Genomic DNA, 26,567 nt, shown 5'->3' with positions numbered 1-26,567 from the left:
CCCCACAGCTTCATCTTTAAAAGGCGAGTTTTTTAGCATCACAAATAAAACCTCATCTAATTGAAGTTCCAACCATGTGTGCCACGCTTAATAAAGTATTGTAGGTATCTACATAGGTTTTTGAAATAAATCCATGACAAATTAAGGGGTGTGTTCATGACATATATCCCCTGTCGTCATAGCCTTTATTTCATTCAATTTTTACCTAGTTAGAACCTACCGCACTCACAAACATGCACCTCGCATTAAATTATCATTGTTATCTAATTATTGACATTTTACTATATGCTAGCATGGAAGTAAAGGTTGAAAAGGAAAACTTCCTCCAATTTAAAACACCTCTTTTTCTACTTCTCCATTATTGTTATCGTGGACGTCATAATTCCATCACAAAAAAAGACCTGTAGAAACTCTACAAGTCTTTTACGAAACGGATTTATGATGGGCCTTCCTTGTTTCTATGATTTTAGACCCTGAGAATAGTAGTAAAGCCGCCCAAATAATGCTGAATGCGAGGAACTCTACTTGACTAAACGGCTCTTTGTATAGCACGATGCCTAAAATCAAGACAATGGTTGGCGCCACATATTGAATAAAGCCTAGTAAATATAAAGGAATATTTTGTGCGCCCTTCGCAAATAAAATAAGCGGCACAGCTGTGACTAACCCACTGAAGATCATCAAAATGTCTGTTTTGACATTGACATGTAAAAATGAGGCCTGATGGGTTGTAAACAGATAAATGTAATAGCCTAATGCAAACGGTAAAATCAATAATGTTTCAATGGCTAATCCCCTTGTAGGGTCCAGTGTAATTTTCTTTTTCAGTACACCGTAAATAGCGAAAGATAGCGCGATCAACAATGCTACCCATGGCACAGAGCCATAATTAATCGTTAAAATAATTACCGCAATAAAAGCAATTCCCGTCGCTACCCATTGTGCACGACTTAGCGATTCTTTAAAGAAAATCACCCCAAAAATAACAGACAAGAGCGGATTAATATAATAACCTAAACTCGTTTCAATTAAATGGTTATGTGTGACTGCCCAAATATACAAATACCAGTTCATTGAAATAACAAAGGATGCACCCGCAAGCTGCCAAAAATGCTTTTGATGAGACCATAAATATTTTAAATCTGCAACAAGATCCTTCCGCATTCGGAAGACGATGACAGCCAGTACCGTAAAGACAAAGGACCAAATGACACGGGATAATAAAATTTCCATACTTGGTACATGTTCAAGTAGTTTCCAATATAAAGGGAATGCTCCCCAAAAGGCATAGGCTAAAATAGCAGCCAAAACCCCTTTTTTCTCATTTGACATGGCCAATAACGCTCCTACTCTTATTGAAATCGATGAACGACTTCACATACTCTTAAACTAGTTAAAGAATAGACTCATTATAGGACTTTGTGTGGCAACTGTAAATGCCAAATTTCAAGTGCCTGACAATAGCTGTTAGCCTTTTGGCTCAGATTCTAGCTCGGAAATGTATCTTCGCACGGTGCTATAGCTAATATCTGGATTGATCTGGCGTTTGATGCGAATATGGATTTCTTTAATTCCAACCCCTTGTTCACGCATATCTCGAATCATCGACTTCAAAGGACCCGTCAGTGACTCTCTAGACATAGCTGTATATTTACTTAATTCAATCAGTAGCTCCGTATTTTGTTGGCGGAGCACCTTCATTTCCTCTATCACACAATTGTATTCGGTTACCTTTTTCTGTAGCACCATGTTTTGCTGCTTGACCTTTTGCAAATCCTCTGTAAACTGAGCATTTTGTTTTTTTAGCATTTTTCGTTCTCGTTCTAAACTTGTTTGCTTGTTATCTAAATCTGTATGCATAGTATTATACAGTTCTTCCATATGCAACAGTTCTAAATAGCGATTTTGTGGAACGATCATTAAGCTATCTGTCGTATAGAGAGCAATCGTGCCATCTTTAAAAGGCTCATACGACAATGTAGAGGGCTTTAGTTTATTTGGCATTCGTTTTTCACTCCTCCACGAATCAATTCATGTAATCCTATTGCTTGAAGTAACATTTATCCGCTTCCTTTTTCATTTGATAATCATTCTCATTTAATTTTATCATAATCAGTATTTTGCTTTTTGTCAAAAAACAATTTTCACTTGGCGTAATACTTCCATTTGAGACAGAGTCACGTCATACATTGCATAGAAAAAGCTTCCTACAAAATGATTGCAGGAAGCTTTAGACTTACATTTTTTTCAGTTTTTCATATTCCAATTGCAAACGTTCAATTCGTTTACGACCTTCTTCACGGTTTCTAGCTGTTTCTGCTTGAATTTGCTTCGTTTCTTGAATACCAGCCATAATCGTTTGCCATGTTGTTTCAATCGTTTCGATTTTAATGCTCGGGCTACCAGCTTGACGTGCAATATTCACACTGTTTTTACTAATATTTTCAGCATTGCGGACAAGCATTTCATTTGTACGACGGTCCAGTTCAACCATCGAATCGGAAATTAGCTTTTGACGTTTCAATGTGACTGCATGAATTAACCCTTGTTTAAAGATGGGGATCGTCGTCACAAAGGCAGAGTTAATCTTACCAATTAAATGGTTATTCCCCTGCTGCATTAAGCGAATTTGAGGTGCTGATTGGAATGATACTTGCTGTGCCATTTCTAAATCATAGCGACGTTGCTCTAATAATTCTACAGCGCGTAGCATTGTTTCATATTCCATTGCTGCCAGTTGATCACCTGTTTGTGCCTTTTGCTCAAGTGCAGGTAATGATGCGCGAACCTCTTCTGTTTTTACTTCAATCGCTGCAACAAATTTACTTAATGACTGGAAGTAGTTTAAATTTTGGTCATACAGATTTTCAAGGTCGATGGTATTACGCTTCATTTCACCTTCATATTTTTGAATTTCACGATAAATAACATCTACTTCTTTGTTCATGCTGTCATATTTAGATAAGAACCTTTCCAATTGCTCTTTCCCTTTATTAAAGAGCTTGGAGATGAAACCGCCCTTTTTCTCTTCCGCAAAATCTTGTGGATCGAACTTATCCATAATTTTATTAAGATTATTTAATAGCACACTCGACTCTTCCAGCTTACTGGCTTTCATCGTTGCGAGCATTTTATCTGAAAAGGTAGAAATGCCACTTGCTGTTTCTTTACCAAGCTCAAGCATAGCAATTTGATCTTTCACATCAATTTTTTGTGCCAGTGCATGAACCTCAGGATCTTGCTTTAACACTAGCTGATTTTGTGCAATTTGCGATAACTCCTGCTCTGACACAAGTACCGGCTTTTGCTCAGATGCCTGTTGAACTAGTGGATTTGGCTGTAATAAAGGATTTTCTGAAGCGAATGGGTCCTTGGATTTTAAAAGATCATTGTTGAATTCAGACATACGTTTTACCCCCTGCAATTTATCTCTACTAATTACTTACGATTACCATGTAAAAAAGTTTCATTTCCTACAGTATGAAAAAATACGAGTTTGTTACATTATAGTCATTCTGGTGAAGCCCATATTGTAAGCTATATTGGTTAGGGTGAGCATTATGAATAAAAACCTCTATCTGGGCATGATGAAGGAGAATGTCTTCCATTTCTTTATTGATGGGACATCGCTGTTGAAGTTTTTGAAAGAACTGAGCTTTTTCCTCAGGTGTTGTTAAACGACACTTTGGCTTTAGGGCAAGAAGCGCGTCCACCTCTGATTTAGTTAACATAGTCTCACCCCTTTTTTAAATTATAGCTTCTTTCTATACAAAATTCGACTGATTCCGTAAATTCCTTTGCATTGTTTGCTAGCAATGACATCTAATGACCAAAAAAACAGCTACATTATCCATGTAGCTGCTTTTGGTCTTGTGTTATGTTGTTACCTTTAATACCGTTTTAATTTTTTGAATGACGCCGCCAGAGCTATATGTCAATACACTGCGTTTATAGAACGATAAACTAAATAGGTACACGACAACAATCGTTGCGATTAAAATACCTAAGGATAATAGTGGAACAATACCTCCGATATCTGTAGCACCAATTCGCATTGGCATGATCATACCAGAAGTTAACGGGATATAAGAGAAAATTTTAATGATTAATGTATCCGGATTCCCCATGCCTGTAAGCATGACATAGAAGCCAATGATCGTAATAATCATCGCTGGCATTAAAACTTGACCCGCTTCTTCTACCTTTGATACCAATGAACCAAATAATGCACCAATGATTAAATACAGAATGACCGTTAACAACAGGAATACGATAGCATAGATTACATAGCCAATAGATAACTCCTTGATGATGCTAGCAGCCGCATCCCATACCATGCCACCTTTAATAAATTTCGCATAGATGAGGAAAACTGCTGCAATAATACCCATCTGTGTTAAAGCCAGCAATAACACACCAGCAATTTTCGCTTTAAAATGTGTCGCTGGTTTGACACTTACTAGGAGCATTTCCATTGCTCGTGAGCCTTTTTCAGAGGCAATTTCAGTCGTAATCATCGATAGGAATGTAGAAATGAAGAAATAGATTAAAATGCCGACAGCATAGGAAACAACTAACCCTGATTGCTTTTCTTCCTCACTTTTCCCACCTGCTGATTCCTCATTTAAGTTTTTCGTTGAAATCGTTGTTTGAGCCGCCATAATTTGTGCTGCTTGCTCAGGTGATAACGATAATTGCTGTACGGCATAATGCTGACCAGCATACTGCAATAAGGATGACAATGTGGATTGATCGTTCAATTTCAATGGTGTGAACGTCGCTATTTCTGCTTGTAGCTGACCATCTTGATCGTTAATCGTCACAATCGCATCAAGCTTGCCATCCTTTACTTTTTTTTCAAGTTTTGAAACATCCTGCTCATCCTGAATAAAGGCCATATCCCCATTGGAGACAAAGATGCCACTTAAATCTGCAGAAGTTTCATTAATAATGGCGATTTGCTGTGCTTCATCATCACCCGTAAATAGCTCTTTAATTTCTGACCAGAATACAGCGACAGACATGACAAGTACATATAAACAGGTCATTAAGATAAACGATTTGGACTTGATTTTAGATTTATATAATTGCTTCATTAGTAAACTAAACTTCGACAACATGGCCACCTACCTTGTCTTTAAAGATTTCATCTAACGATAAATAATCCAAGCTGAATTTTTCAATATATTTCCCATTGGACAGCTGCTCAAAAATACTTTGAGCAAAGCTTTCGTCTGCTAATGTAAGAACCGTTTGCTCCTTCTCTACACGCACATCCTTGACGCCTTCTAGTGCCAATAGCTGTGTCGTCGACCAATCCGTACGAACTGCAAGCTTTGTTTTGCCATATTGTTTCTTTAAATCTAGTAAGCTTCCAGAAAATAAAGAGACACCTCGTTTTAATAAGCACAAATGATCACAAAGCTCCTCGACATTATCCATTTGGTGACTGGAGAATAAAATGGTCGTGCCCTGCTCTTTTAATAGTAAAATCGCATCCTTCAGTAAATCTTTATTAACTGGATCTAGTCCACTAAATGGTTCATCTAAAATTAAAAACGCTGGTTTATGGATAAAGCTTGCAATGAGCTGAACCTTTTGCTGGTTCCCCTTTGATAATGTTTCTGCCTTATCTTTGCGTTTTTCTTCCAGTTCAAAGCGTTGAATCCAAAAATCTATTTCTTTTTTTAGCGCTGCTTTTTTCATACCACGTAGCTCACCAAAAAAGTACAACTGCTCCTCTACCTTCATCGTTGGGAAAATACCTCGCTCCTCGGGTAAATAGCCAAGGATGTCTCGGTTAATGGCATTGACTGGCTGACCATTCCAAGTAATTGTACCCGCCGTCGTTTCCTGTAAATCTAAAATCATTCGGAATGTCGTTGTCTTCCCTGCACCGTTTTGTCCAATCAGACCAAAAATTTCACCTTTTTCAATGGTAAAATTCAAATCATCCACAGCTGTAAAATCCTTGTACTTCTTTGTAACACGCTGTAACTGTAATGTCATGTTGTCATCCTCCTTATCCTTCAAATATATGTAAGTCTTGTTTCAAGCCCTTTTTCCGGTTTTCATTTTTCACAATAGGAATGACCAGCAGCAAGGCTACGATCAAGCTCATGCATCCTACACTAGTATTCACTAGTCCTGCAGCAGATTCCCATAAACCTAGCGCTATATTATAAATACCAGTCATTAAATTTAACAGTAACACGAGTATAAAAAAGCGATTCATTGATTTTATATAGTTAAATTTAGAAGTGGTATCTGTAAATATTTCAAAGGGTCCCTCTGATTTTAGTTTTCGATAATAGGCCCATCCACCAAATTTGGACACACACTCGATATTCATCGCGTCTAGAAACTCAAAATAATCCTTTGATTTTCTACTCACAAATTCATTTCGATAAATATATAGTTCTGGTGTGCCTTTTTCAAATACAAAGTAACCTGCCACTGTTTTTTTTAGATTCCACCCCCGATCTGCCATATTATTGACCCATCGTTCTTCCTTTTCGTAATCCATAAAAAAACGATACATCCTTTTTTTCATCTAATCTCACCTCTACTATAAAGTCATGCTTAAATTTTCATTATTTTCTGATTTCCCGGAAAATAATGCTCGCTTGTTAATCTGAAAATACATTTAATTCTCTCTTTAATCGATTACGTACACGCATAAGCTTATAGAGTGGGAGAGAGAATAATACGACAACAACTAGATTCAGCGTATTCAATGTGAAACCAACCCAGTCAGTCGTTTGCTCCGAAAAATCGCCCATTAAACCGATGATACCAATGAACAAATTAAGTAGAATAAGGGAAAACAACAGTGACATCTTTTTTGACAAGTTTCCAATTTTGGTTTTTTTATCTGTATAGAGTTCAAATGTACCTTCCTGTGCTACTTTTCTAAAAAACACAAAATTGCCAGAGCGATCAACCTGTTCAATGCCAGAGGATTGAAGAAATTCCAGGTAGTCCTCTTCATAGTGACTGCCAAATCGCTCCAATTCATCGTGGCGATAAATATAGCGACCTGGTTCTCCTCGTTCAAACGTAAACCGAATCCATGTGAATTTTTTTAAATGCCAGCCCTGACAAGCCATGTCATTAACCCACTTCTCTATTGCATAGGGATTAATCATCAAGCGATATTTATGCATATTATTCAACTCCTTTTGTTATACGGATACCATTGTCAAAAAGTTCCCTTAATCTCAAAATTTCATATTCAATGACCGTTTTTCCAGTAGCGGTAATGATATATTCTTTCTTTCGCCCATCTTCATCAAGCGCCTCTATCCAGCCTCGTTCTAGCAATGTTTTAATCGCACCATAAATGGTACCTGCGCCTAAACGCACTCGCCCATTGCTCATTTCCTCCACCAATTGCATAATGCCATAGCCATGCCTAGCCTCGTATAATGCTAATAAAATATAATAAACGCCCTCTGTTAATGGCGGATGTTCCTGTGTCATCTAAATCCCCCCTTATATCGCCCATCAATATATCGTCAGTCGATATAATTAAAATATATCAGCAGTCGATATAGTTGTCAATGCTCTTCCATTATGTTGCAAATAAAAATATAGTTCGTTAGCATGTAAGTAATTACTTGCACGAAAGGAACTGCACAACGAATTATCGAAGCTGCTCTACAATTGATAAGTGAAAAGAGCTATACAGCTCATCATCCTTGTGACAATCGTTGTCGCTCTGAAACCTGTTCCAATTCAATAATTCAAATAAGCGATGGGCTATGTTGCTTGTAGCCCATCGCTTTATCACTTTGAAAGAGATAAGCTATCCTTCATTTTGAGCAGAGTATCCTCTGCTTTTCCGGTTTTATCCTACACTTCTCTCTCTATCCTCCACTTCAAGCGTTCTATCCTCCGCTTTTCCTATCCTATCCTCCACTTTCAGCAGGCTATCCTCCGCTTTTCGGGTTCTATCCTACGCTTCTCTCTCTATCCTTCACTTTTAGCGTTCTATCCACCGCTTTTCTTTTCCTATCCTACACTTTCAACAGGCTATCCATCTCTTTTCGGGTTCTATCCTTCACTTCTAGCATTCTATCCTCCGCTTTTCCTATCCTATCCTACACTTTCAACAGGCTATCCACCGCTTTTCGGGTTCTATCCTACACTTCTCTCCCTATCCTTCACTTCTAGCATTCTATCCACCGCTTTTCCTATCCTATCCTCCACTTTCAACAGGCTATCCACCGCTTTTCGGGTTCTATCCACCTCTTCTCTCTACCCTTCACTCCGAACATTTTTTAAAATCGAAGCTAGTTGCTTGTTTAGAACTGTTACACTATCGCTAAAATCACCGCGATACCATTGGATGATGAGTCCGATGATGGCGTTTGCTTGATAAGCACTATAATAGTCGATCGAAATATGGTCCGCTATGTGATGCTCATGGTGTGTAGTAATATCCCGCTTTAACAGTGAATAAATCCCGTCAAATAGCATGTAATAGTAGGTCAACGGGACATTTTTAGAAAATACGATACGATAAAACATTTTAAAGCGTTCAATATGATGAAAAATCCGAATGGTTGTTGGATCGAGTTGATGGGTGTCCAAGGTTGGGACAGCACGGTAGGGTTCTTCATAGGATTGATATAAATCCTCCATAATTTCCTGAAAGTATTCTTCAAAGAGCCCCTCTTTTTGCTCGTAATGTAAATAGAATGTTCCTCGATTAATCTTCGCCTCTCTACAAATTTCTGCAATCGATATTTGCTCCAATGGCTTTTGGCTGAGCAAGGTCAATAAGGCGTTGTGCAGGGCTTGTTTCGTTTTAATAATCCGTAAATCGGTTGTACGCAATTTTTTCAGCTCCTTATTCAACAGTTTTTCCAAAAGTGTTGAATACTCAACACATCATGATAATTTGCATATTGAAATCGCTTTCATATTTATTATATGATTTTAATGAACAGATGTTCAATAACTATCGACATACATTGAGGAGGTCTTTGAGATGAGATTAGAAGGTAAAGTAGCCATTGTGACAGGTGCAGCTTCAGGCATGGGGAAAGCCATTGCTGAAGGATATGCAAAAGAAGGCGCTAAGGTTGTCGTTTCAGACTTAAATTTAGAAGGTGCCCAAGCAGTTGTGGACGGTATTCAGGCAGCTGGAGGTACAGCATTTGCCATTCAAACAAATGTCGCATCAACAGAAGACTTACAACGTTTATTTGACGAAACGAAAACGAACTACGGTCAATTAGATATTTTAGTGAACAATGCGGGCATTATGGATGGGATGGAGCCAGTTGGTGAAATTTCTGATGAACGTTGGGATCGAGTATTTGCCGTGAATACTACAGCTGTTATGCGCTCTATGCGTATGGCTACAGAAATTTTCCTTGCGCAAGGGCATGGTGTCTTTGTGAATAATATTTCTGCTGGTGGCTTATACGGGGCACGCGCAGGAGCAGCCTATACAGCTTCAAAGCATGCCGTTGTCGGTTTAACAAAAAATACAGCGTTTATGTATGCTGATAAAAATATTCGTTGTAATGGGATTGCACCAGGAGCAGTTATGACTAATATCGCCTCTTCTATGACTAGTATGAGTGAAGCGGGTGCTGCACGCCAATCACTTGGACTATCGATTAATCCTCGTGCTGGTCAACCAGAAGAAATCGCACAATTAGCTATTTTCCTTGGTTCAGACGAAGCAAGCTTTGTGAATGGACAAGTGATTGCGGTGGATGGTGGCTGGACAGCTTATTAATCCATAAAAAACCACGCACAGTGAATTATGTCTGTGCGTGGTTTTTCATTTATATGACTTTTCTAGACAGGAACAAGCTCCCAATCACTGCTCCTACAAGAGCTGGTAGTATCCAACCTAATCCGATGTCATAAAAAGGAAGGATCGTTGAATATAGCTTCTCCACTGCGTCCAAAACGCCTAATTTCGCTCCTGGCACACTTTCCACCAAGGCTTTATAGCCATCAATTAAACTAATGAAAAATGTAAAAATCATCGCAATGGCATAAACTGTTTGCTTATTCTTAAAGAAGGATGAGCAAAGAGCAAGCAAGATTAATACAATGGCTAGTGGATATAAGAACATTAAAACAGGGATCGCAAATTGGATGATATTGTTTAAGCCGAAGTTTGCAATCGTAAAGGACACAAGACAAAGTAAAAACACAAACCATTTATAGCTGATTTTTGGAAACACTTCGTGAAAAAATTCACTACAGGACGTAATTAACCCTATACTTGTCTTTAAACAAGCGAGGACAATAATAAGCGCCAATAAAATGGCCCCAAAAGAGCCGAAATAGTGATCTGCTACTGCGGCAAAAATTAAACCACCATTGTCAAAAGTACCAACAGCATCAATACTAGAAGCTCCCATATACGTAATTAAGCCGTAAATAAGTGTCATTAAAGCCATCGCAAAAATACCCGATGTCCATGTAGCCTTGGCTATTTCCTTGCGATCTGTAATTCCTGCACTTTTAATAGCATTGATGACAACAATCCCGAATGCCAATGATGCTAGGGCATCCATCGTATTATAGCCCTCTTTAAAGCCTGTCATAAAAGCAGCATCCAAATAATCACCGACTGGCTGCTGGAAATCACCCATTGGCTTGATGATGCTTGTAATAATTATAATAAATAAGACGACTAAAAAAGCAGGCGTTAAATATTTACCGATGTAATCCATAATTTTCGCTGGATTTAAAGAGAAATAATAAACAACGGCAAAAAATACAAAGCTAAATACTGCTAGTAGCAGCGTTGCATGTTGTGGTTGAATGTATGGCTCAAAGCCTACTACAAATGGTACGGTTGCTGTACGTGGAATGGCAAAAAACGGACCGATTGTTAAATACAGTGCCAATGAAAAAACAATGCCAAATATAGGATGAACACGGTTCGCTAAATCACGTAAACCATTACTACCTGATAAACCAATCGCTAAAATTCCGAGGAATGGTAGCCCAATGGCAGTAACTAAAAATCCGATTAACCCAAACCAAAAATTAGTCCCAGCAAATTGACCCATTTGAATAGGAAAAATGAGGTTCCCTGCTCCAAAATACAGCCCAAATAACATTGTTCCGATGACTGCATAGGTTGAAAAAGGTATTTTTTGTTGCATAATTGATGTGCTCCTTAGAAGTTTTAGACCATAGCAAATTATTTTAATCGAATGATTTTTCACTATAATTTCATCATATTATCAAGCATTTATTATAATTACAATAGTTTTTTCGTTTATCTAGATGAATGCTACAAAGCTTAGTTGATTGAACAAAAAAAGAGCTGCCTGCTGACAGCCCCTCCCTAGTTTGCAACTGACCATTCAATATGATCTAAAAATTTATAAACATCTTCATACACTTTATCACGTTCTTTATCTAATGTAATAATGTGACCAGAATTTTCATACCAAATGATTTCTTTGTCGTCTGTTTCTACTGTATTTAAAATGAAAGGTGCGCTTTCTTGGTATAGGTCATCATCTAGTGAACCTTGTAACACAAGTGTTGGTGCTTTGATCGTTGATAATTCTTCACGAGTTTCAGTTGTTAAACGTGTTACGCCATCCAAAGAATCTTTTGGTGTAATGCGTAATTCATGTAATTCTGAAATGATTTGATCTTTTGATTTATTTTCAAAGTGTTTATATAAACGAGCATAATGGTACAAACGTGTAAATAAGCCTTTTGAATTATCACGTGTAATTGGTGCACACATCGCTACACACGCTTTCACTGGAAACGTCTCTGCTACTTTTAATGAGAAGACGCCACCCAGTGAAATCCCAACAACAGCGATTTCTTCATAGCCTTTCTCTTGGAGAAAGTTATAACCTTCCACTACATCGTTCCACCAGTCCTCTGGTTTCGTTTCTAATAATGCTTCTGGTTCTACACCATGCCCACTATAAATTGGTGCATGAACGGTATAACCTCGTTGAGATAAAAATTCTCCTAGTTTTTTCACATCTTTTGTGCTACCTGTGAATCCATGCAGTAATAGTACGGCTTTTTTGCCTCCCTCAATAGTTAGAGGTTGTGGCTTAGTTAACTTCATTTTATGATATCCCCTTCACGGAAATTTATAATTGTGTATTTTATGTGTCTATCTTATCACCCTTTATTCATAATGTATAATTTATAGTTTTTATCAAATCAATGTTTATCATGCATGAATGATGTCAACTTAACCGCTGTGCTATCACACTTTTGCTACTTAACTTTTCCATTCTGCTAATAAAATGCAACGTCCTTTTAAAAATAATTTGCAACCTATACTTCCACTCTGTTTCCCGTTATAATGCAGATAACTTAAAAATAACGAGAAAAGAGGTGAAAAAATGGAGTGGCAACAATTAGAATATTTTGTAACCGTGGCAAAGTTAGAGCATATGACACGAGCTGCTGAAGCATTAGCGATTTCACAACCAGCACTTAGTCGTTCTATTTCAAAGCTGGAAGAAGAATTAGGTGTACCGCTTTTCGACAGACAAGGGCGCTCAATTATGCTTAACCGATATGGTGAACTGTTTTTATATCGTGTACTGCGAATGCGCAAAGAATATGAAAAGGCTGTTTTAGAATTACAAGAGCTTAATAATCCAGAGCTCGGCGATGTATCACTCGGTTTTTTACATACGCTTGGAACGAGTATCGTACCAGACTTGATTCGTGCTTTTCGTCAGAAACACCCCCATATCCGTTTTCATTTCACGCAAAACTACTCTCACTCACAATTAAAACAATTGTTGGCTGGTGAATTAGACCTTTGCTTATTGGCAGCCATTGATACAGAGCCGCCAGTATGTTGGAAGGAACTATGGCGAGATGAGCTTTTTATTATGGTGCCAATTGACCATCCGCTTGCACATCGTAAAAGCATTAAAATGAAAGAGCTGGAGCATGAAAACTTTGTGCTCATGAAAAAGGGCTATGCACTGCGCCGCTCTGCTGATCGGTTGTTAAATGCTGCTGGCATAAAGCCTAAAATTTCTTATGAAGGGGACGAAGTATCGACCATTGCTGGTTTTGTAGGTGCGGGGCTGGGCGTTTCCTTACTTCCAGATGATGAGGATTTAAATCCGAAGAAAATCGTTAAAATCCATGTTGAGGATATGGTATGTGAACGAATTATCGGCATGGCTTGGATTGATAATCGCTATCTTCCTCCCTCTGCACGTCAATTTAAACAGTTTGTCTTCGATTTTTATGAAAAAAAATAGAAAAAGAGCGAGTAACAACATCACCTCGGTGTCAATGTTACTCGCTTTATTTTGATTTTTGGTTTGAACATAAAGATTTTTTACGATAACTGTAGAAAAACAATTTAAATTTCTAATTACAACTATACAATCTATCAACCTGTTCATCATGCTAAGGAGGTAATAATTTGCATTTATACCTTAACACTATTGGCTTCTTTGTATTTTTATTTACATTGCTATTATTTTTCATTTTTGTTAGCAAATTAATCATTTTCTTTTTTAAACGGAACCATTTCCCTAAAAAAACATTAACAGCATTTGTGGCAGGTTTAGTCCTGTTTTTTGGCCTATTTATATATAGCCAATACTTTTTTACGTTTAGAACTATAGATAAAAAACTTATGCAAAAAGGACCCAAATCTGTCTCATCCCCTTCTGGAAAATACACAGCGAACGCTTATTATGAACCCTATGGTGGTGCAGGTCCAAGTAGTGGTGTCAATGTATGGGTAGAAATTTCAAATAACGAGAATCATACAATCAAAACCATCTATTATGCAGATGCAAAAAGTCAATTTTCAATGGAATGGCTAGACGAGATTAAGTTATCCATTGTTAATCATGAGTCTAAGTATACAAATTCAAATAGAAGTATAGAATTAACCGTGGATAAAGAGATTTATCACGACAATGGTTTGGCTTGTCAAAGTTTGTTAATGAAAGATGAATATGAAACGTGCTATCAACATGACAGCACTTCGTATAACTATAATTAAGAGACTTAAATATTCTGTTATGCTTAGAACCAACTGTTTCATGAATTTGGAACAATAAAAAGATCAGGCTGTGTGCTCCTGATCTTTTTTATTGCTCGTTCATTTAGTTGTGTTATTTTCCATATGTTAACGTACTTTCACCTGATACGAAAAGATGTCCGTTATATCACCTTGAATCTCAAACAATCCTTGCTCGACGAGGGTCCGTAAGCGATACTCTACAAATTCATCCCCGACATAATGATCAATTGCCCCAAATGTTTGAGCCAAAATATGTGTAGGCATCAGCCATTCTTCCTTGTACTGGATCTGCAACTCTTTTGCACTAGCCATAATGAGTGCATCCAGCGCATCTTCCTCTACATGCACTAGCTCATTTTTCCACAATCGCAACGTACTTGGCTGCTTTTTGATATCTTCCCATTCCTTCGCGAGTTGTTGGCATGCTTGAACAGAAAATCGTTTGGCCTCAGGGCGAAGCTTCATGAGCATATTGGAGGAAAGCTCCCCTGTATGACGAATACTCATATTAGGCTGCAATCGTTTCAGACCCTCAGTTGTATCAATTCCATAAACCATACTACATTTATGAATCAACTCACTCATCACACAGCGCAGGCCAATTTGTTCGTGTGTGTTTTGACTATACCAAATCCATACATCCAAATCACAAGGTAAACTTGCGATTTTTTTCATCCAGTTCTCATACATATCATCATACAATTGCTGATCTTCATTATCCTTAAAAATATGAGTGTGTAACCAAGTTTTACGTTCTTCTAAGTGTTGAAGTGGCCCAATTGAGAAATCATCATGGACACTTAAAACCGTTTCATTACGCTGCAAATGATGCTGACGAATTGCAAACTTCAGGGAGCCCTGCGTTGCTAAGCTAAAGGTAATATGTAAAATAGCCATGACCATTCCTCCTACTGTTTGCTGATGGCAATTTGTATCCCGATAAATGTGAAGAGGATACCTTGAATCACATTTAATCGCTTCGCAATTGCAGGTTGACCAATAATGAGTTTTCTGACTTTCCCTGCAAATATACTAAATAACGAAAATAATACGAGTGCTTGCACTAAAAATACTATACCCAAAATAAGCATTTGAAACGCAACATGTCCCTGTGCGGGATTCACAAACTGTGGTAATAACGCTAAGAAAAATAATGATACTTTTGGATTTAAAATATTCATTAAAATACCTTTTTTATATAATGTAATATAAGCTTGTGTATTTTGTTGCTGTAAGGTAAATGGATCTCCCTTGGCTCGAAATGATTGCCAAGCTAAATATAATAGATAGGCTGCTCCTGCAAATTTGACAATTGAAAAAATGATTGTGGATTGATAAATAATCGCAGATATACCAAGTACTGCTGCACTAATATGGACAAGGAGCCCTGTACATAGACCAAGCGATGTAGCAATACCAGCCTTTTTATCTTGTGTAATGCTTTGGGCAAGTACAAATAAATTATCTGGCCCTGGCATAATGGTTAAAATAATAGCAGCCCCTAAAAACGCGAATAACGTTGAAATTTCCAAAACTTTCCCTTCTTTCAACTTCTTTAAAAAAACTATTTACATTATACTACATGACGTTGTACTCATTAGATGTAAGTTTATGACTTTATCAAAAACTTTTCACAAATTTTCATTTCACAAATTCTGCTCGTTCATGCGATACTTTTCTCCCCTAATCCATTATAATAGTAGAAACTCATGAAAAAATAGATAACTTCCATAAGAGGTGATTGTTAATGGCAGTAAGTGATATTGTTACGCAGTATGAGGATGAGCATGGACAGATTTACTATAAAATGAAATCACATGACATTGACGTCAAGGCCGCACAAAACGCAGGTCTTGCTCCAGTGATCACCTACTGGATGGGTGATCAAGAGATTACGGACTCCATTCGAAATTTACGCTTTAGTCCACGTCCCCCCTCCAGCTATATTCAAGATTACGAAGAATTTCAAGCAATGCTTTATTCGAAAGAGCAACGTGCCATTAACCAGCTTTATGAACAAATGAGTATTAAACCAAGAAATATGTCAACAGGTAAACAAGTTATTTGGAGTTTTTTTGTCATTGTTTTGGCTATGCTTCCCCTGTTCATTGCCATTTGGTGGTTTAAATAATCGAATAGGTTGCCTCTTTAGCATTTTTGAATCTCTCCTTCTTAATTTATCAAAACTTTCAAGTAATTTCACTATTCAACTTGACAGACTTTAGGAAGTAGTGCATTCTTTAGTCAATAGTTACCAACTCAATGATGAGAAAACGAACGGAGACTAGTAGTTAGCCACTGCTTGAAAAGAGAGCAATGCCCATCGGCTGTAAGGCATTGTACAAGGAAGACTGATGAACCTACTTCGTAAAACGTCCTGGCCAAACTAGGCGCAGTCTCTAGCGTTATGAGAAAAGTGGAATGTCGCATGATGTTCAATGTAGGTGGTACCACGGAAGGCAAGTCTTTTCGTCCTAATTTTTAGGATGAAAAGGCTTTTTTTATCTTGATTCAAAAATTTTGGTGTCAAAGGTGAAACGTCATTACTCTATTTAACAAAGCAATGACGAACATAAGACAACTGGAGGTAGTGTGATGGAGAGAAAAAGGATTGTTGTGAAGATTGGCAGTAGCTCTTTAACGAATGCAAAAGGCGAAATCGATAAAGTTCGTTTAATGGATCATGTGCAGGCAATTGCGGTATTAAAGAACCAGGGTCATGAAGTTTTGCTTGTATCATCAGGTGCAGTAGCCGCTGGTTTTAAACAACTTGGCTACCCTGCTCGTCCTGTAACGGTCAAAGGAAAACAGGCCGCAGCAGCTGTTGGACAGAGCTTGCTGATCCAAACATACAGTGCCTTATTTAGCATTTACGATATAACGCCTGCTCAAATTTTACTGACACGCACAGATTTTTCTAAAAAAGAATGCTATAAAAATGCCTATGCCACTTTCGAGGAATTATTAGAACGTTCCATGCTACCAATTATTAATGAAAACGATACAGTATCTATTAGTGAATTGACATTTGGGGATAATGATATGCTGTCCGCACTTGTAAGTGGTCTTGTCCATGCAGATCAGCTGATCATTTTAACAGACATCAATGGCTTGTATAATGCCAATCCTGCTAAAAATCCGCAGGCGGAACGTATTGATCGGTTAACAGCTATTACCGATGACATGTTAAGCTTTGCTGATGGTATAGGTTCAAAGATTGGCACGGGTGGCATGGCATCTAAGCTATTGGCAGCCCGAACAGCGCTACGTGCAGGTGTGAAAGTATTTATCGGAACAGGTCAAGGTGCACATAAACTACTCGCTATTTTAGCAGGCCATGGGGACGGCACCTATGTCGAGCATGATGAGCTTGCAATATTAACAAATCATAAACAGTGGATTGCACTTACGGAAGTTTCTGGTAAAATTTTTATAGATAGTGGTGCTGAAAAGGCGTTAATGGACAATGGCAAAAGCTTATTACCCGCTGGCGTATATCGTGTAGAAGGTGATTTTGACAATGGGGATGTTGTAGAAGTTTATAGTGAACAAGGTTTATTAGGACGTGGCGAAGTACTGTACTCTTCCCTAGAGCTAACTGTAGCAATGGGAAAACGGACGGATACATTGTCGAAATGCCCTATTGAGGTGATACACAGAGATAAATGGCTGAAAATTCAAACGAATAAGGGAGGGATGACGAATGACAAGTGAAATTCAAGGAAAAGGACAACGGGCAAAGGCTACCAGCTACATATTAAATATTAAAACGACCTGTGAAAAGAATGAGGCGCTAACAAAAATTGCAGAACAGTTAATCATTGACCAGCATACTATTATGGCTGAAAATGCCAAAGATTTAGCACTGGGTGAGAAACAGAACTTGCCTGCTTCTACACTAGATCGAATGATGCTCAATGAAGAACGAATATTGGCAATGGCTGATGCCATTCATTTACTTGTCTCCCTACAAGATCCAGTAGGTACAGTTATTGAGCAGATTGATAAAGAGAATGGCTTACACATCGAAAAGCGGATTGTACCACTTGGGGTCATTGGTATGATTTATGAGGCACGCCCAAATGTCACAGTAGATGCAGCGACTCTCTCTCTGAAAACGGGCAATGCCGTCATTTTACGTGGCAGCTCCTCAGCTAAATTTTCAAATACCGCCCTAGTGGCAAGTATCCACCGTGCACTTGCTAAAACATCTATTCCTATAGAGGCTGTGCAATTAATTGAGGATACAAGTCGTGAAACGGTGAAAGAATTATTTCATTTAAAAGAGTACTTAGATGTATTAATTCCTCGTGGCGGCAAAGCGCTTATTGATTTAGTTGTGAAGGAAGCAACTGTCCCTGTACTTGAAACAGGTGCGGGCAACTGTCACATTTACGTGGATCAAATGGCGGATTACATAAAAGCAGAAAAAATTTGCCTAAATGCTAAAACGCAGCGCCCTTCTGTTTGTAATGCAGCAGAAAGCTTACTCATTCACCCTATTTGGTTTAAATCTCATGGTATGCAACTGTTAACAGCACTACATGACGCAGGTGTGACCATCATCGGTGATGAACAAGTATGTCAGCTATTTGAGGCTGCTCTTCCAGCTACGGAGGAAGACTATGCGATGGAATATCTTGATTTAACAATAAGTGTTAAATTGGTGGAAAATGTCTATGAAGCAATTGAGCATATTCATCACTTTGGCACACATCATTCTGAAGCGATCATTACAGAAGATCAATTGGTCGCAGAAACATTTTTAAATAACGTCGATGCAGCGGCTGTTTATCATAATGCCTCTACCCGCTTCACGGATGGCTTTGAATTTGGCTATGGTGCAGAAATTGGCATTAGTACGCAAAAACTACATGCTCGTGGGCCAATGGGCTTGCCAGCGTTAACCTCAACTAAATATTTCATATATGGCAACGGCCAAATTCGTGAATAAAAGGAAGCCGCGCGTTACTTATTTGCTTTAATAATTTTACAAAAAATAGAAAGAAGGTGTCGTATGAACATCTCCGCAATGATTAAACTAACCGTCTCCATGGCACTGTTTGGTTCCATAGGCTTTTTTACGGTTCATACTGGTGTTCCTGCTACAGAGCTTGTCTTTGTTCGATGCATTTGTGCCACCCTCTTTCTAGGAGGAATGTGGCTTATTACAGGGGGTCATAAATCAGAGGTTTGGGATAAGAAGGAAATTCTCCAAACAATTATTTGTGGCGTCTTTATCGTTTTAAACTGGGTATTTTTATTTAAAGCCTTTGAAGAAATGTCGATTTCGATTGCCATTTCCATCTATAATTTAGCCCCTATTTTTGTCTTAATTTTAGGCGCTATCTTTTTAAAGGAAAAAATGACCATTCAAGCACTTGTAGCAACCATCACTTGCTTTATTGGCAGTATTTTCATCATTGGTCTCCATAATTTTGTGTCTTTCTCAGAGTTTATGCAATCTGGTTTTGTGTGGGCATTACTGTCAGCGGTATTTTATGCCCTCACCATGCTAACAAGCAAAACCATTACGAAGCTTAGCTCCTATGCGTTAACCTATATTCAAACAACGGTTGGTATCGTCATACTACTGCCTTTCATCGACTTCTCCTTGTTTGAGGGATTAACCACTTCCAATTGGTTTTATATTTTGGGCACAGGCTTTATTCATACTGGATTTGTTTACTATTTATTTTTTGATAGTATTCGCAATCTTACGACCATTCTTGTATCCGTATTAGTGTTCGTTGACCCTGTTGTCGCGATTTTACTGGATATGCTGTTGCTTGATTTTATGCCAAGCATTATGCAAACGTTAGGTATCCTGCTTATTTTCGGAGGTATTTTCTATACAGTTTACATTCCGAAGAAAAAGCGGCTGCCACAGGAGGCATCCTCATGAGCAAGCTCTTTACTATAGGGGAATTACTAATTGATTTTACGCCAACAGAGCAGTATGGCTCCCTTGCCGATATCGAGCACTTTACTAAACATGCGGGTGGTGCACCTGCAAATGTAGCAGCGGTCTGTGCAAAGCTGGGTCAGCAGGCAGCTCTTCTAACACAGGTCGGTCAGGATGCCTTTGGCGATTTCCTAATAAAAACGTTACAGCAAACAGGTGTAGACACGCAGTACATTCGCCAAACAACTGATGGAGAAACAAGTCTTGCTTTTGTCTCATTAAATGGTCACGGTGAGCGTGATTTTCAATTTTATCGCCGACATGCAGCGGACTTATTGTACAAGCAAGACTATCTCCCCTTACAATTACTCACTGCACAAGATATAGTTCATTTTTGCTCTGTTAATCTTGTGGAAAGCCCTATGAAACAAGCACATCTTGCTTTTATTGAACAGGCACATCAAGCAGGTAGTCTTGTTTCCTTTGATCCGAATGTGCGCTTACCTTTATGGCAGGATGAGACTGCGTGTCGGGCAACCATCCTCGCCTTTCTACCTAAAGCACATATTGTGAAGCTTTCAGAGGAGGAGCTATTGTTTTTAACAGCATTAGAGGAGGAACAGGCGGCTGTCCAAGCATTATTTCAGGGGCATGTAGCCGTCATCATCATTACACATGGCGCTGCTGGGGCTACTTTATATACGAAAAAGCTCCATGTAAAGGCTCCTGCTAAGGAGGTACAAACTGTCGATACGACAGGGGCTGGAGATGCATTTATTGGGGCTGTTTTAAGTAAATTCCTTCAACATCAACTAGCAGTAGCTGATGTTGAAACCTATTGCGAACAGCATGCGATGTCCCTGCTCACTTTTGCAAACCGTTATGCAGGGATTTCGACAACGAAGCATGGGGCCATTCCCTCTTATCCCGTATTGTCATTGGAAATAAATCAAGATTAACGCGAAACTTCTTGTCCTTATGTTTCGTATGTACTAGTGACAGAGTAATAAAGGAGGACATACATGGAGTCGATCACAAAAAGACGAACAGCAGCATTTTTAATCGATACAGCGATATCAACCGCAGTCACGTTGGGTGTTGAATATTTCCTACGAAAAAAAGTGAAAAACGAAGTCGTTCATGCGCTCGTTACGCCAACAGCCGTGCTATGGGCACTAGAATATGCACAGCTCCGTCAAAATGGACAAACCATTGGCTACAAAGCAATGAAACTGGCACTTGAAAATGAAGATGGCCATCCACTATCAGACGGTCAAATAATTAAACGAATGGCTTATCGAGACACCCTCAGTACGTTTGATTATCTAAAAAATCGCCAGACCTTTGAGCAACAGCATGGACAACGTCTACCTCATGACAATTTCGCAGGTACGATTGTCAAAGAAAAATAATTGAAAGCTGCCCAACTTTCTTTATGAAGGTAGTTTTTAATTGAAACTAGAATCCGTCGTGCAAAAAAATGGCTCCCCTTAGCTAAGGAGGAGCCTTTTCTAATGGCAGCTAAACATAAGTAGTGCCATTGTAATTGTATACTTTATCGAAAATAGATCTTCCCCCTTCTCCCTGCAAAATCTAGCACTAATGAGGAAGGTTATTGAAAAGACGCTTTCGTCCACTACCAATATTTTTTCATTAAAATATGTGGGATGCCACAATCCATGAATTCTTCGCCTTCACGCTGGTAGCCTAGTTTTTCATAAAAACCTTCTGCATAGGACTGGGCATTCAGCTTTGCTTTTGTTAAACCTTTGTCTCGTGCGATTTGCTCTAAGCCCATGATGATTTCTTTCCCCAGGCCAAATTTACGGTATTGTTCCAATATACAAATACGTTCTAGTTTGCCATAGCCCTCCACAATGCGAAGCCTGCCTGTTCCAACAGGTTGCTCCTTGTAATACACAAGAATATGATCACATGGTGCATCGAGCGAATCAAATTCATCGTACTCTTCTACCTCAGGTACTTGTTGTTCTTCAATAAAAACATGTCGACGAAAATCGAACGCTGTTTGTAATTCTTCTTCAGTTGTCACTTTTTTTATGCTCATGAATATTCCTCCTAGTTTCTCCTATTGACCATCTTCACTAGGTGCAATTTCACTTCGAAGATGATACTATTAGTATAGAATCATTTTTATTGCAAATACAATAAAAATTTCAGGAGGATCGACCATGAAAGAAATTTTACGTGAAATAGGTGCTATTGCACGGGCATTAGACTCAATTAGTAATATTGAATTTAAGGAGTTGGATTTAACAAAGGGACAATATTTATATGTCATCCGAATTTGTGAAAATCCTGGTATCATTCAAGAAAAGGTTGCAGAGCTATTAAAGGTGGATCGTACGACTGCTTCACGGGCTATTCAAAAATTAGAGACCAAGGGCTTTATTGAAAAGCGTATTGAACAAGGAAATAAAAAAAATAAATTGCTCTTCCCAACAACAAAAAGCTTAGAGATTTATCCTTTTTTGAAACGAGAGGGCGAATATTCCAATGCTCGTGCACTTGCAGGTTTTTCCACTGAAGAGATTGACAGCATCCACAATCTACTAACGCGTCTTTTGCATAACATCGAGATTGACTGGGAGGATGTGAAAAAGGGGCATAAACGACACTATTAAAGGCGATTCCTTGTGTTTCCACATGTTTGGAATCGCCACATACTAAACATTGGCTGCCAATACTCTTTTTAACACGGCTACCATAAAATCAAGATCTTCATCAGTACAGCAAAGTGGCGGACTTAATATAATGATATTATGATAGCCCTCTACTGTTTCGCCATTTCTCCCAACAATTAACCCGTTTGCTTGACAATCAGCTATAATTTTCGCTATTCGCTCTGGCTTTGCGGGTGCTTGTGATGGTTTATCTTCGACAAGCTCGATGCCTATGAGCAACCCAAGCCCTCGTATATCTCCAACAAAGGGTAGCTCCAATAAGTCTTGCAAATCATGTAGCAATTGTATACCCAAATCTCTTGCGCGCTGTACGAGCCCTTCCTCTTCTATGATTTTTATATTTTCTAAAGCCACTGCACAGGCTGCTGGATTACCGCCAAACGTATTAATATGCCGAAAATGACTATAGCCGTCCATCTCTTTAAATTTTTCATAAATGTCTTTGCGTACAGCCATGATGGATAACGGTAGGTAGGCACTTGTTAACCCCTTTGCCATAGTAATGACATCTGGTCGAATGTCAAAATGCTGATGACCAAATAGCATCCCTGTTCGTCCAAAGCCACATATGACTTCATCAATGATAAGTAATACCCCATGTCGTCTACAAATGCGCTCGACTTCCTTGACATAAGTAGGATGTGGAATAAGAACGCCACCACCAGTAATCAGTGGCTCCATAATAACAGCCGCTATTGTTTCTTTTTGCTCCCAAATGATCTTTTCCTCGATTTCATGAGCACATGCTAAACTATACGCCTCCACGGACTGCCCTTTTGGTCGACGATAATGATCAGGTGGGGCAACATGCAAAAAGCCTGGTGTTAAGGGTTCATATTTATATTTACGTAAGGCCTGTCCTGTGGCTGCCAATGCTCCCAGTGAACTGCCATGATAACCTCGATAACGAGCAATGATTTTATAACGAGTTCCTTCCCCATTTTGTTGATGGTATTGACGTATTAGCTTAAAGGCTACTTCATTCGCGTCCGAACCGCTATTGGAATAAAACACCATATAGTCATCTTCTAGTAAGCTGTTCATTTTTTCAGCGAGTCTGATGGCCGGTTCATGACTTTGGGTTAAAGGGGCATAACATAGCTTTTTCAATTGCTCATACGCAACTTTAGCAAGACGCTCACGGCCATAGCCTACGTTCACTGCCCATAATCCTGACATGCCATCTAAAAAGCGGTTGCCTAAACTATCGGTAATCCATGCTCCTTCTCCCTGTTCAATAATAGGGGGCGCATTGTCATTGTACATAGACATATGATGCCAAACATTTTCATGGTCTTTTTGCTGTAAATCATGTGTGAATTGATCGTTTTGCTCCATATCATGACCTCCAATCGTGATCATCGATGTCTTTTTATCTATCACCATTTTCCCTATTAAACTAGTTAATGTTGAAATTTTCTGATTTCTCTAACATAATGAAATAGACATTGTACATTCGAAGGGCAGGTGCTAATTGATGGCGAAACATCCTCTACTCGTACGTGATGTCCTCAAGCGCAAGCATTTTGAATCAGCGAAGCTTATCGCTGGGCAGCATGGTCTTGATCGCCAAGTTTTGTGGACACATATATTAGAAATCAAAGATTTTGATACATTAATTAATGGTGGTGAATTGATTTTAACTACTGGTGTTGGTTTACAGCTCGAACGTGAAACACAAATCGCCTACTTACAAAACCTTATTCGCAATGAAGCTGCTGGTCTTTGTATAGAAATTGGAGACTATTTCGATCATGTCCCTGTAGAATTGATTGCTATGGCGAACGCCCATCATTTCCCAATTATTATTTTTGAAGACATTGTACGATTTATTGATATTACGCAAGATTTACACACGTACATAATTAATCAACACCAGCAGGCACTAACACAGCTAGATACACTCTCCAAAACATTTATGGAATTATCATTAATGCCAAATGGAATTTTAAAAATATTACAAGTTCTCCACCAAGATACGGATGCGCCCTTTTTATTTGTCTCAGAAGATACAAAAAGCTTTTATTATCCTGTGGAGGCTAAAAAATACTTGCGTGTTATGGAGGAGCATTGTCAGCAGTTAGAAATACAAGAGCCTCTGCACCTTTTATCCATTGATAAGGATCATTTTGTCATCATCCCCGTGAATGGACTTGGACAAGTTTGGGGCTATTTATGTATGCATTCTGGACTGCCAAAGCCGAGTGATTACACCTTGTTGAATTTAGAACGGGCTACGATGTCGATAGCCCATATTTTAATGCGTAATCGCATGCTGCAGGAGCGACAGCAAAGCCGTGAGGATGAATTTATCCTTGCCTTAATTCAAGGACAGCCCGTTGATATACCATACTATCAAAGCTATTTGCCAATCGAGAGTCGTAATTTATTTTACCGAGTCGTCGTATTCAATCTTCATGATAAAGCTAATACAGTGTCTGAAGAAGAATGGCAGGAAATACAGCTCCAAAACGCCATGTATATTCGCTCAATTTTTAAAAAGCTCGGATTTTTCCCTACTGTTTCGGTACGACAGCATGAGATTATTATTTTAGCCTTTTTTATTGCCGCAGATTATATGAAAGACAATCGTGATTCCTTCGATCAAGCCATTTCACAGATTATAGCGAGAAAAGCAGCACAGTTTTTTGAGCAGCTTATCCTTAGCTGTGGCATTAGCAATGTCTATCAGTCGATTGAAAGTGTTCATCTTGGCTATAAAGAGGCGAAATCGGCCATTCAAATGCAACATCAGCAATTGGCTAGCTCCATCTATTATAAGGATCTAGGTGTCTATCGATTATTATTACAGCAGGATCAGACAGCTCTCCTACAATTTGTGAAAGATTATTTACAAGAGATATTGTTATTAGATCAAAAAAGTAGCCTTGATTTATTTCAAACATTAGCTGTTTATTTGGCCTGTAACGGGGCTAAAAATGACACGGCAGAACAGCTGTTTATCGTCCGTCAAACACTCTATAAACGAATTGAACGGCTAGAAAGTATATTAGGTGCTGAATTTTTACAAGCTCCCCATCGCCTCAATATTGAAATGGCTGTTAAGGCATATGAACTCTTACAAAAAACAGCACCTGATGTGTTACGATTTTGAACGTGGGTCCATAAAATCTCGTAAAGCATTACTGAGCATATATAAACCAAGAACAAGAATGGTAATGGCTCCTCCTGGCGCATACGTATACCAAGGAGCACCGATTAAATAGGCTTGTGAATCTTTTAACATTCTGCCCCAGCTAGGGTTTGGTGGTTGTACTCCAAGCCCTAAATAGCTTAGTGCTGCCTCGGCTAGCATCGCCGTCGCAAATGTCACGGTTGCAGCCACAATAATTTGCGACGAAATGTTCGGTAAAATATGGCGGAACATAATGCTATAAGGCTTGACCCCGATTAATTTCGCTGCCAGTACATATTCCGAATCACGTTGCTGCACAAAGCCACTACGTGCAATCCTTGCAATAGCTGGAATAGCGATAATGCCAAGCGCTATAGCGGTATTTGTAATCCCTGGACCGAATACTGCTACAAGCATTAAGGCTAAAATAATGCCCGGAAAAGCCATTAAAGCGTCCATCGTCCGCATAAAGATTTCATCGATCCAGCCACCAATATAGCCCGCAATACCACCGATAAGAATGCCAAACACCGTTCCAATTGCTACGGTTAATAGACCCACAGCAAAGGCTGTTTGTGTCCCCTTCATAATGCGGCTAAAAATATCACGCCCGAATTCATCTGTTCCAAACATATAGGCACCACCAGGTCCACGCAATTTTTCAGGTATATTCATCGCATTGACATCATGTGGTGTATAAAAGAAACTAACAAGCATGACGAGCAAAAAGCCGACAATAACGAGGAGACCAATGACTAAATTGATTTTTTTAGTATAGCGCTGTAGTTGTTTCAT

The 26,567-nt window shown here is 38.8% G+C and carries 28 protein-coding genes; 11 read left to right on the top strand and 17 right to left on the bottom strand.

All coding sequences use genetic code 11. The features are described 5' to 3' along the window. Positions 1-423 precede the first annotated feature (423 nt). The 10 genes from rarD to V6670_RS08715 all read right to left on the bottom strand — a co-directional run bounded on the left by rarD (position 424) and on the right by V6670_RS08715 (position 8,841). The gene (rarD, locus tag V6670_RS08760; RefSeq protein ID WP_338653663.1) at positions 424-1,332 is read right to left on the bottom strand and encodes an EamA family transporter RarD; all 909 of its coding nucleotides are present in this window, start codon (positions 1,330-1,332) and stop codon (positions 424-426) included. A 135-nt stretch (positions 1,333-1,467) separates the two neighbouring features. After that, on the bottom strand, positions 1,468-2,004 hold the full coding sequence (locus V6670_RS08755) for a hypothetical protein (RefSeq protein WP_338653661.1): 537 nt from the start codon (positions 2,002-2,004) through the stop codon (positions 1,468-1,470). Positions 2,005-2,236: 232 nt separating this feature from the next. Beyond that, complete coding sequence (locus tag V6670_RS08750; protein WP_058844715.1) at positions 2,237-3,406, bottom strand: toxic anion resistance protein; 1,170 nt, start codon at positions 3,404-3,406, stop codon at positions 2,237-2,239. A 67-nt stretch (positions 3,407-3,473) separates the two neighbouring features. Next, positions 3,474-3,731: a hypothetical protein gene (locus V6670_RS08745; RefSeq protein WP_338653660.1), complete on the bottom strand. Its 258-nt coding sequence runs from the start codon at positions 3,729-3,731 to the stop codon at positions 3,474-3,476. Between the two features lie 144 nt (positions 3,732-3,875). Then, positions 3,876-5,096, bottom strand: coding sequence for an ABC transporter permease (locus V6670_RS08740; protein ID WP_257982914.1), 1,221 nt, complete (start codon positions 5,094-5,096; stop codon positions 3,876-3,878). Between the two features lie 7 nt (positions 5,097-5,103). Next, positions 5,104-6,009 (bottom strand): ABC transporter ATP-binding protein, encoded by a 906-nt coding sequence (locus tag V6670_RS08735; RefSeq protein ID WP_338653658.1) that lies wholly within the window; start codon positions 6,007-6,009, stop codon positions 5,104-5,106. A 13-nt stretch (positions 6,010-6,022) separates the two neighbouring features. Then, positions 6,023-6,526, bottom strand: a complete 504-nt coding sequence (locus V6670_RS08730; RefSeq protein ID WP_338653657.1) for a DUF2812 domain-containing protein — start codon at positions 6,524-6,526, stop codon at positions 6,023-6,025. A 103-nt stretch (positions 6,527-6,629) separates the two neighbouring features. After that, a complete protein-coding gene (locus V6670_RS08725; protein WP_338653655.1) occupies positions 6,630-7,166 on the bottom strand; it encodes a DUF2812 domain-containing protein in 537 nt (178 codons plus the stop codon). Between the two features lies 1 nt (position 7,167). Beyond that, positions 7,168-7,482, bottom strand: coding sequence for a helix-turn-helix transcriptional regulator (locus tag V6670_RS08720; protein WP_036129164.1), 315 nt, complete (start codon positions 7,480-7,482; stop codon positions 7,168-7,170). A 777-nt stretch (positions 7,483-8,259) separates the two neighbouring features. Continuing rightward, positions 8,260-8,841 (bottom strand): TetR/AcrR family transcriptional regulator, encoded by a 582-nt coding sequence (locus V6670_RS08715; RefSeq protein ID WP_338653651.1) that lies wholly within the window; start codon positions 8,839-8,841, stop codon positions 8,260-8,262. Positions 8,842-8,995: 154 nt separating this feature from the next. Between V6670_RS08715 and V6670_RS08710 the strand changes: the two genes are divergently transcribed. Beyond that, positions 8,996-9,754: an SDR family oxidoreductase gene (locus tag V6670_RS08710; protein ID WP_338653649.1), complete on the top strand. Its 759-nt coding sequence runs from the start codon at positions 8,996-8,998 to the stop codon at positions 9,752-9,754. 49 nt (positions 9,755-9,803) lie between these two features. On the opposite strand, the gene brnQ is transcribed toward V6670_RS08710, so the two are convergent. Further along, the gene (gene brnQ, locus V6670_RS08705; protein ID WP_338653647.1) at positions 9,804-11,144 is read right to left on the bottom strand and encodes a branched-chain amino acid transport system II carrier protein; all 1,341 of its coding nucleotides are present in this window, start codon (positions 11,142-11,144) and stop codon (positions 9,804-9,806) included. A gap of 185 nt (positions 11,145-11,329) precedes the next feature. Next, entirely contained in the window at positions 11,330-12,082 is a 753-nt protein-coding gene (locus tag V6670_RS08700; RefSeq protein WP_338653645.1) for an alpha/beta fold hydrolase, read from the bottom strand. Between the two features lie 283 nt (positions 12,083-12,365). Here V6670_RS08700 and V6670_RS08695 point away from each other — a divergent pair, with 283 nt between their 5' ends. Both V6670_RS08695 and V6670_RS08690 read left to right on the top strand, forming a co-directional pair. After that, positions 12,366-13,247, top strand: coding sequence for a LysR family transcriptional regulator (locus tag V6670_RS08695; protein WP_089932495.1), 882 nt, complete (start codon positions 12,366-12,368; stop codon positions 13,245-13,247). Positions 13,248-13,414: 167 nt separating this feature from the next. Continuing rightward, positions 13,415-14,005 carry a DUF5412 family protein gene (locus tag V6670_RS08690; protein ID WP_338653643.1) on the top strand — a complete coding sequence of 197 codons (591 nt, stop codon included), beginning with the start codon at positions 13,415-13,417 and terminating at the stop codon, positions 14,003-14,005. Between the two features lie 126 nt (positions 14,006-14,131). On the opposite strand, the gene V6670_RS08685 is transcribed toward V6670_RS08690, so the two are convergent. After that, entirely contained in the window at positions 14,132-14,923 is a 792-nt protein-coding gene (locus V6670_RS08685) for a DUF1835 domain-containing protein (protein WP_141903039.1), read from the bottom strand. 11 nt (positions 14,924-14,934) lie between these two features. Beyond that, on the bottom strand, positions 14,935-15,558 hold the full coding sequence (locus V6670_RS08680) for a LysE family translocator (protein ID WP_141903038.1): 624 nt from the start codon (positions 15,556-15,558) through the stop codon (positions 14,935-14,937). A gap of 215 nt (positions 15,559-15,773) precedes the next feature. Between V6670_RS08680 and V6670_RS08675 the strand changes: the two genes are divergently transcribed. The 6 genes from V6670_RS08675 to V6670_RS08650 all read left to right on the top strand — a co-directional run bounded on the left by V6670_RS08675 (position 15,774) and on the right by V6670_RS08650 (position 21,343). After that, on the top strand, positions 15,774-16,157 hold the full coding sequence (locus V6670_RS08675; RefSeq protein WP_036126554.1) for a hypothetical protein: 384 nt from the start codon (positions 15,774-15,776) through the stop codon (positions 16,155-16,157). Positions 16,158-16,621: 464 nt separating this feature from the next. After that, positions 16,622-17,740 (top strand): glutamate 5-kinase, encoded by a 1,119-nt coding sequence (proB, locus tag V6670_RS08670; RefSeq protein ID WP_141903037.1) that lies wholly within the window; start codon positions 16,622-16,624, stop codon positions 17,738-17,740. Then, entirely contained in the window at positions 17,730-18,980 is a 1,251-nt protein-coding gene (locus V6670_RS08665; RefSeq protein ID WP_141903036.1) for a glutamate-5-semialdehyde dehydrogenase, read from the top strand. Before proB ends, V6670_RS08665 begins: the two co-directional genes overlap by 11 nt. A 63-nt stretch (positions 18,981-19,043) precedes the next feature. After that, positions 19,044-19,931, top strand: a complete 888-nt coding sequence (locus tag V6670_RS08660) for a DMT family transporter (RefSeq protein WP_058844704.1) — start codon at positions 19,044-19,046, stop codon at positions 19,929-19,931. Then, a complete protein-coding gene (locus V6670_RS08655) occupies positions 19,928-20,890 on the top strand; it encodes a carbohydrate kinase (protein ID WP_141903035.1) in 963 nt (320 codons plus the stop codon). Before V6670_RS08660 ends, V6670_RS08655 begins: the two co-directional genes overlap by 4 nt. A 63-nt stretch (positions 20,891-20,953) precedes the next feature. Next, positions 20,954-21,343 carry an RDD family protein gene (locus V6670_RS08650; protein ID WP_141903034.1) on the top strand — a complete coding sequence of 130 codons (390 nt, stop codon included), beginning with the start codon at positions 20,954-20,956 and terminating at the stop codon, positions 21,341-21,343. Between the two features lie 224 nt (positions 21,344-21,567). Here V6670_RS08650 and V6670_RS08645 read toward each other — a convergent pair whose 3' ends face one another. Beyond that, positions 21,568-21,999, bottom strand: coding sequence for a GNAT family N-acetyltransferase (locus V6670_RS08645; RefSeq protein ID WP_036126584.1), 432 nt, complete (start codon positions 21,997-21,999; stop codon positions 21,568-21,570). Between the two features lie 124 nt (positions 22,000-22,123). Between V6670_RS08645 and V6670_RS08640 the strand changes: the two genes are divergently transcribed. Further along, positions 22,124-22,576 (top strand): MarR family transcriptional regulator, encoded by a 453-nt coding sequence (locus tag V6670_RS08640; protein WP_338653639.1) that lies wholly within the window; start codon positions 22,124-22,126, stop codon positions 22,574-22,576. A gap of 42 nt (positions 22,577-22,618) precedes the next feature. Here the strand turns inward: V6670_RS08640 and V6670_RS08635 are convergent, their stop codons facing one another. Continuing rightward, positions 22,619-23,974 (bottom strand): aspartate aminotransferase family protein, encoded by a 1,356-nt coding sequence (locus V6670_RS08635; RefSeq protein WP_338653638.1) that lies wholly within the window; start codon positions 23,972-23,974, stop codon positions 22,619-22,621. A gap of 139 nt (positions 23,975-24,113) precedes the next feature. Between V6670_RS08635 and V6670_RS08630 the strand changes: the two genes are divergently transcribed. Then, positions 24,114-25,751 (top strand): PucR family transcriptional regulator ligand-binding domain-containing protein, encoded by a 1,638-nt coding sequence (locus tag V6670_RS08630; protein WP_338653637.1) that lies wholly within the window; start codon positions 24,114-24,116, stop codon positions 25,749-25,751. Here V6670_RS08630 and V6670_RS08625 read toward each other — a convergent pair. Continuing rightward, on the bottom strand, positions 25,740-26,567 hold the full coding sequence (locus V6670_RS08625) for an ABC transporter permease (RefSeq protein WP_249646014.1): 828 nt from the start codon (positions 26,565-26,567) through the stop codon (positions 25,740-25,742). The two genes, V6670_RS08630 and V6670_RS08625, sit on opposite strands and share 12 nt — an antisense overlap.

This window comes from Lysinibacillus sp. Y5S-8 (assembly GCF_036894365.1).
Classification (GTDB): domain Bacteria; phylum Bacillota; class Bacilli; order Bacillales_A; family Planococcaceae; genus Lysinibacillus; species Lysinibacillus fusiformis_D.
Note: the sequence above shows the minus strand (reverse complement) of the source record. Positions and strands in the feature narration are given on the sequence as shown.

Excerpts from the sequence above, each read along its gene's own strand:
- rarD (WP_338653663.1), bottom strand. The coding sequence starts at position 1,332 with ATGTCAAATGAGAAAAAAGGGGTTTTGGCTGCTATTTTAGCCTATGCC.
- V6670_RS08755 (WP_338653661.1), bottom strand. The coding sequence starts at position 2,004 with ATGCCAAATAAACTAAAGCCCTCTACATTGTCGTATGAGCCTTTTAAA.
- V6670_RS08750 (WP_058844715.1), bottom strand. The coding sequence starts at position 3,406 with ATGTCTGAATTCAACAATGATCTTTTAAAATCCAAGGACCCATTCGCT.
- V6670_RS08745 (WP_338653660.1), bottom strand. The coding sequence starts at position 3,731 with ATGTTAACTAAATCAGAGGTGGACGCGCTTCTTGCCCTAAAGCCAAAG.
- V6670_RS08740 (WP_257982914.1), bottom strand. The coding sequence starts at position 5,096 with ATGAAGCAATTATATAAATCTAAAATCAAGTCCAAATCGTTTATCTTA.
- V6670_RS08735 (WP_338653658.1), bottom strand. The coding sequence starts at position 6,009 with ATGACATTACAGTTACAGCGTGTTACAAAGAAGTACAAGGATTTTACA.
- V6670_RS08730 (WP_338653657.1), bottom strand. The coding sequence starts at position 6,526 with ATGGATTACGAAAAGGAAGAACGATGGGTCAATAATATGGCAGATCGG.
- V6670_RS08725 (WP_338653655.1), bottom strand. The coding sequence starts at position 7,166 with ATGCATAAATATCGCTTGATGATTAATCCCTATGCAATAGAGAAGTGG.
- V6670_RS08720 (WP_036129164.1), bottom strand. The coding sequence starts at position 7,482 with ATGACACAGGAACATCCGCCATTAACAGAGGGCGTTTATTATATTTTA.
- V6670_RS08710 (WP_338653649.1), top strand. The coding sequence starts at position 8,996 with ATGAGATTAGAAGGTAAAGTAGCCATTGTGACAGGTGCAGCTTCAGGC.
- brnQ (WP_338653647.1), bottom strand. The coding sequence starts at position 11,144 with ATGCAACAAAAAATACCTTTTTCAACCTATGCAGTCATCGGAACAATG.
- V6670_RS08700 (WP_338653645.1), bottom strand. The coding sequence starts at position 12,082 with ATGAAGTTAACTAAGCCACAACCTCTAACTATTGAGGGAGGCAAAAAA.
- V6670_RS08695 (WP_089932495.1), top strand. The coding sequence starts at position 12,366 with ATGGAGTGGCAACAATTAGAATATTTTGTAACCGTGGCAAAGTTAGAG.
- V6670_RS08685 (WP_141903039.1), bottom strand. The coding sequence starts at position 14,923 with ATGGCTATTTTACATATTACCTTTAGCTTAGCAACGCAGGGCTCCCTG.
- V6670_RS08675 (WP_036126554.1), top strand. The coding sequence starts at position 15,774 with ATGGCAGTAAGTGATATTGTTACGCAGTATGAGGATGAGCATGGACAG.
- proB (WP_141903037.1), top strand. The coding sequence starts at position 16,622 with ATGGAGAGAAAAAGGATTGTTGTGAAGATTGGCAGTAGCTCTTTAACG.
- V6670_RS08665 (WP_141903036.1), top strand. The coding sequence starts at position 17,730 with ATGACAAGTGAAATTCAAGGAAAAGGACAACGGGCAAAGGCTACCAGC.
- V6670_RS08660 (WP_058844704.1), top strand. The coding sequence starts at position 19,044 with ATGAACATCTCCGCAATGATTAAACTAACCGTCTCCATGGCACTGTTT.
- V6670_RS08655 (WP_141903035.1), top strand. The coding sequence starts at position 19,928 with ATGAGCAAGCTCTTTACTATAGGGGAATTACTAATTGATTTTACGCCA.
- V6670_RS08650 (WP_141903034.1), top strand. The coding sequence starts at position 20,954 with ATGGAGTCGATCACAAAAAGACGAACAGCAGCATTTTTAATCGATACA.
- V6670_RS08645 (WP_036126584.1), bottom strand. The coding sequence starts at position 21,999 with ATGAGCATAAAAAAAGTGACAACTGAAGAAGAATTACAAACAGCGTTC.
- V6670_RS08640 (WP_338653639.1), top strand. The coding sequence starts at position 22,124 with ATGAAAGAAATTTTACGTGAAATAGGTGCTATTGCACGGGCATTAGAC.
- V6670_RS08635 (WP_338653638.1), bottom strand. The coding sequence starts at position 23,974 with ATGGAGCAAAACGATCAATTCACACATGATTTACAGCAAAAAGACCAT.
- V6670_RS08630 (WP_338653637.1), top strand. The coding sequence starts at position 24,114 with ATGGCGAAACATCCTCTACTCGTACGTGATGTCCTCAAGCGCAAGCAT.
- V6670_RS08625 (WP_249646014.1), bottom strand. The coding sequence starts at position 26,567 with ATGAAACAACTACAGCGCTATACTAAAAAAATCAATTTAGTCATTGGT.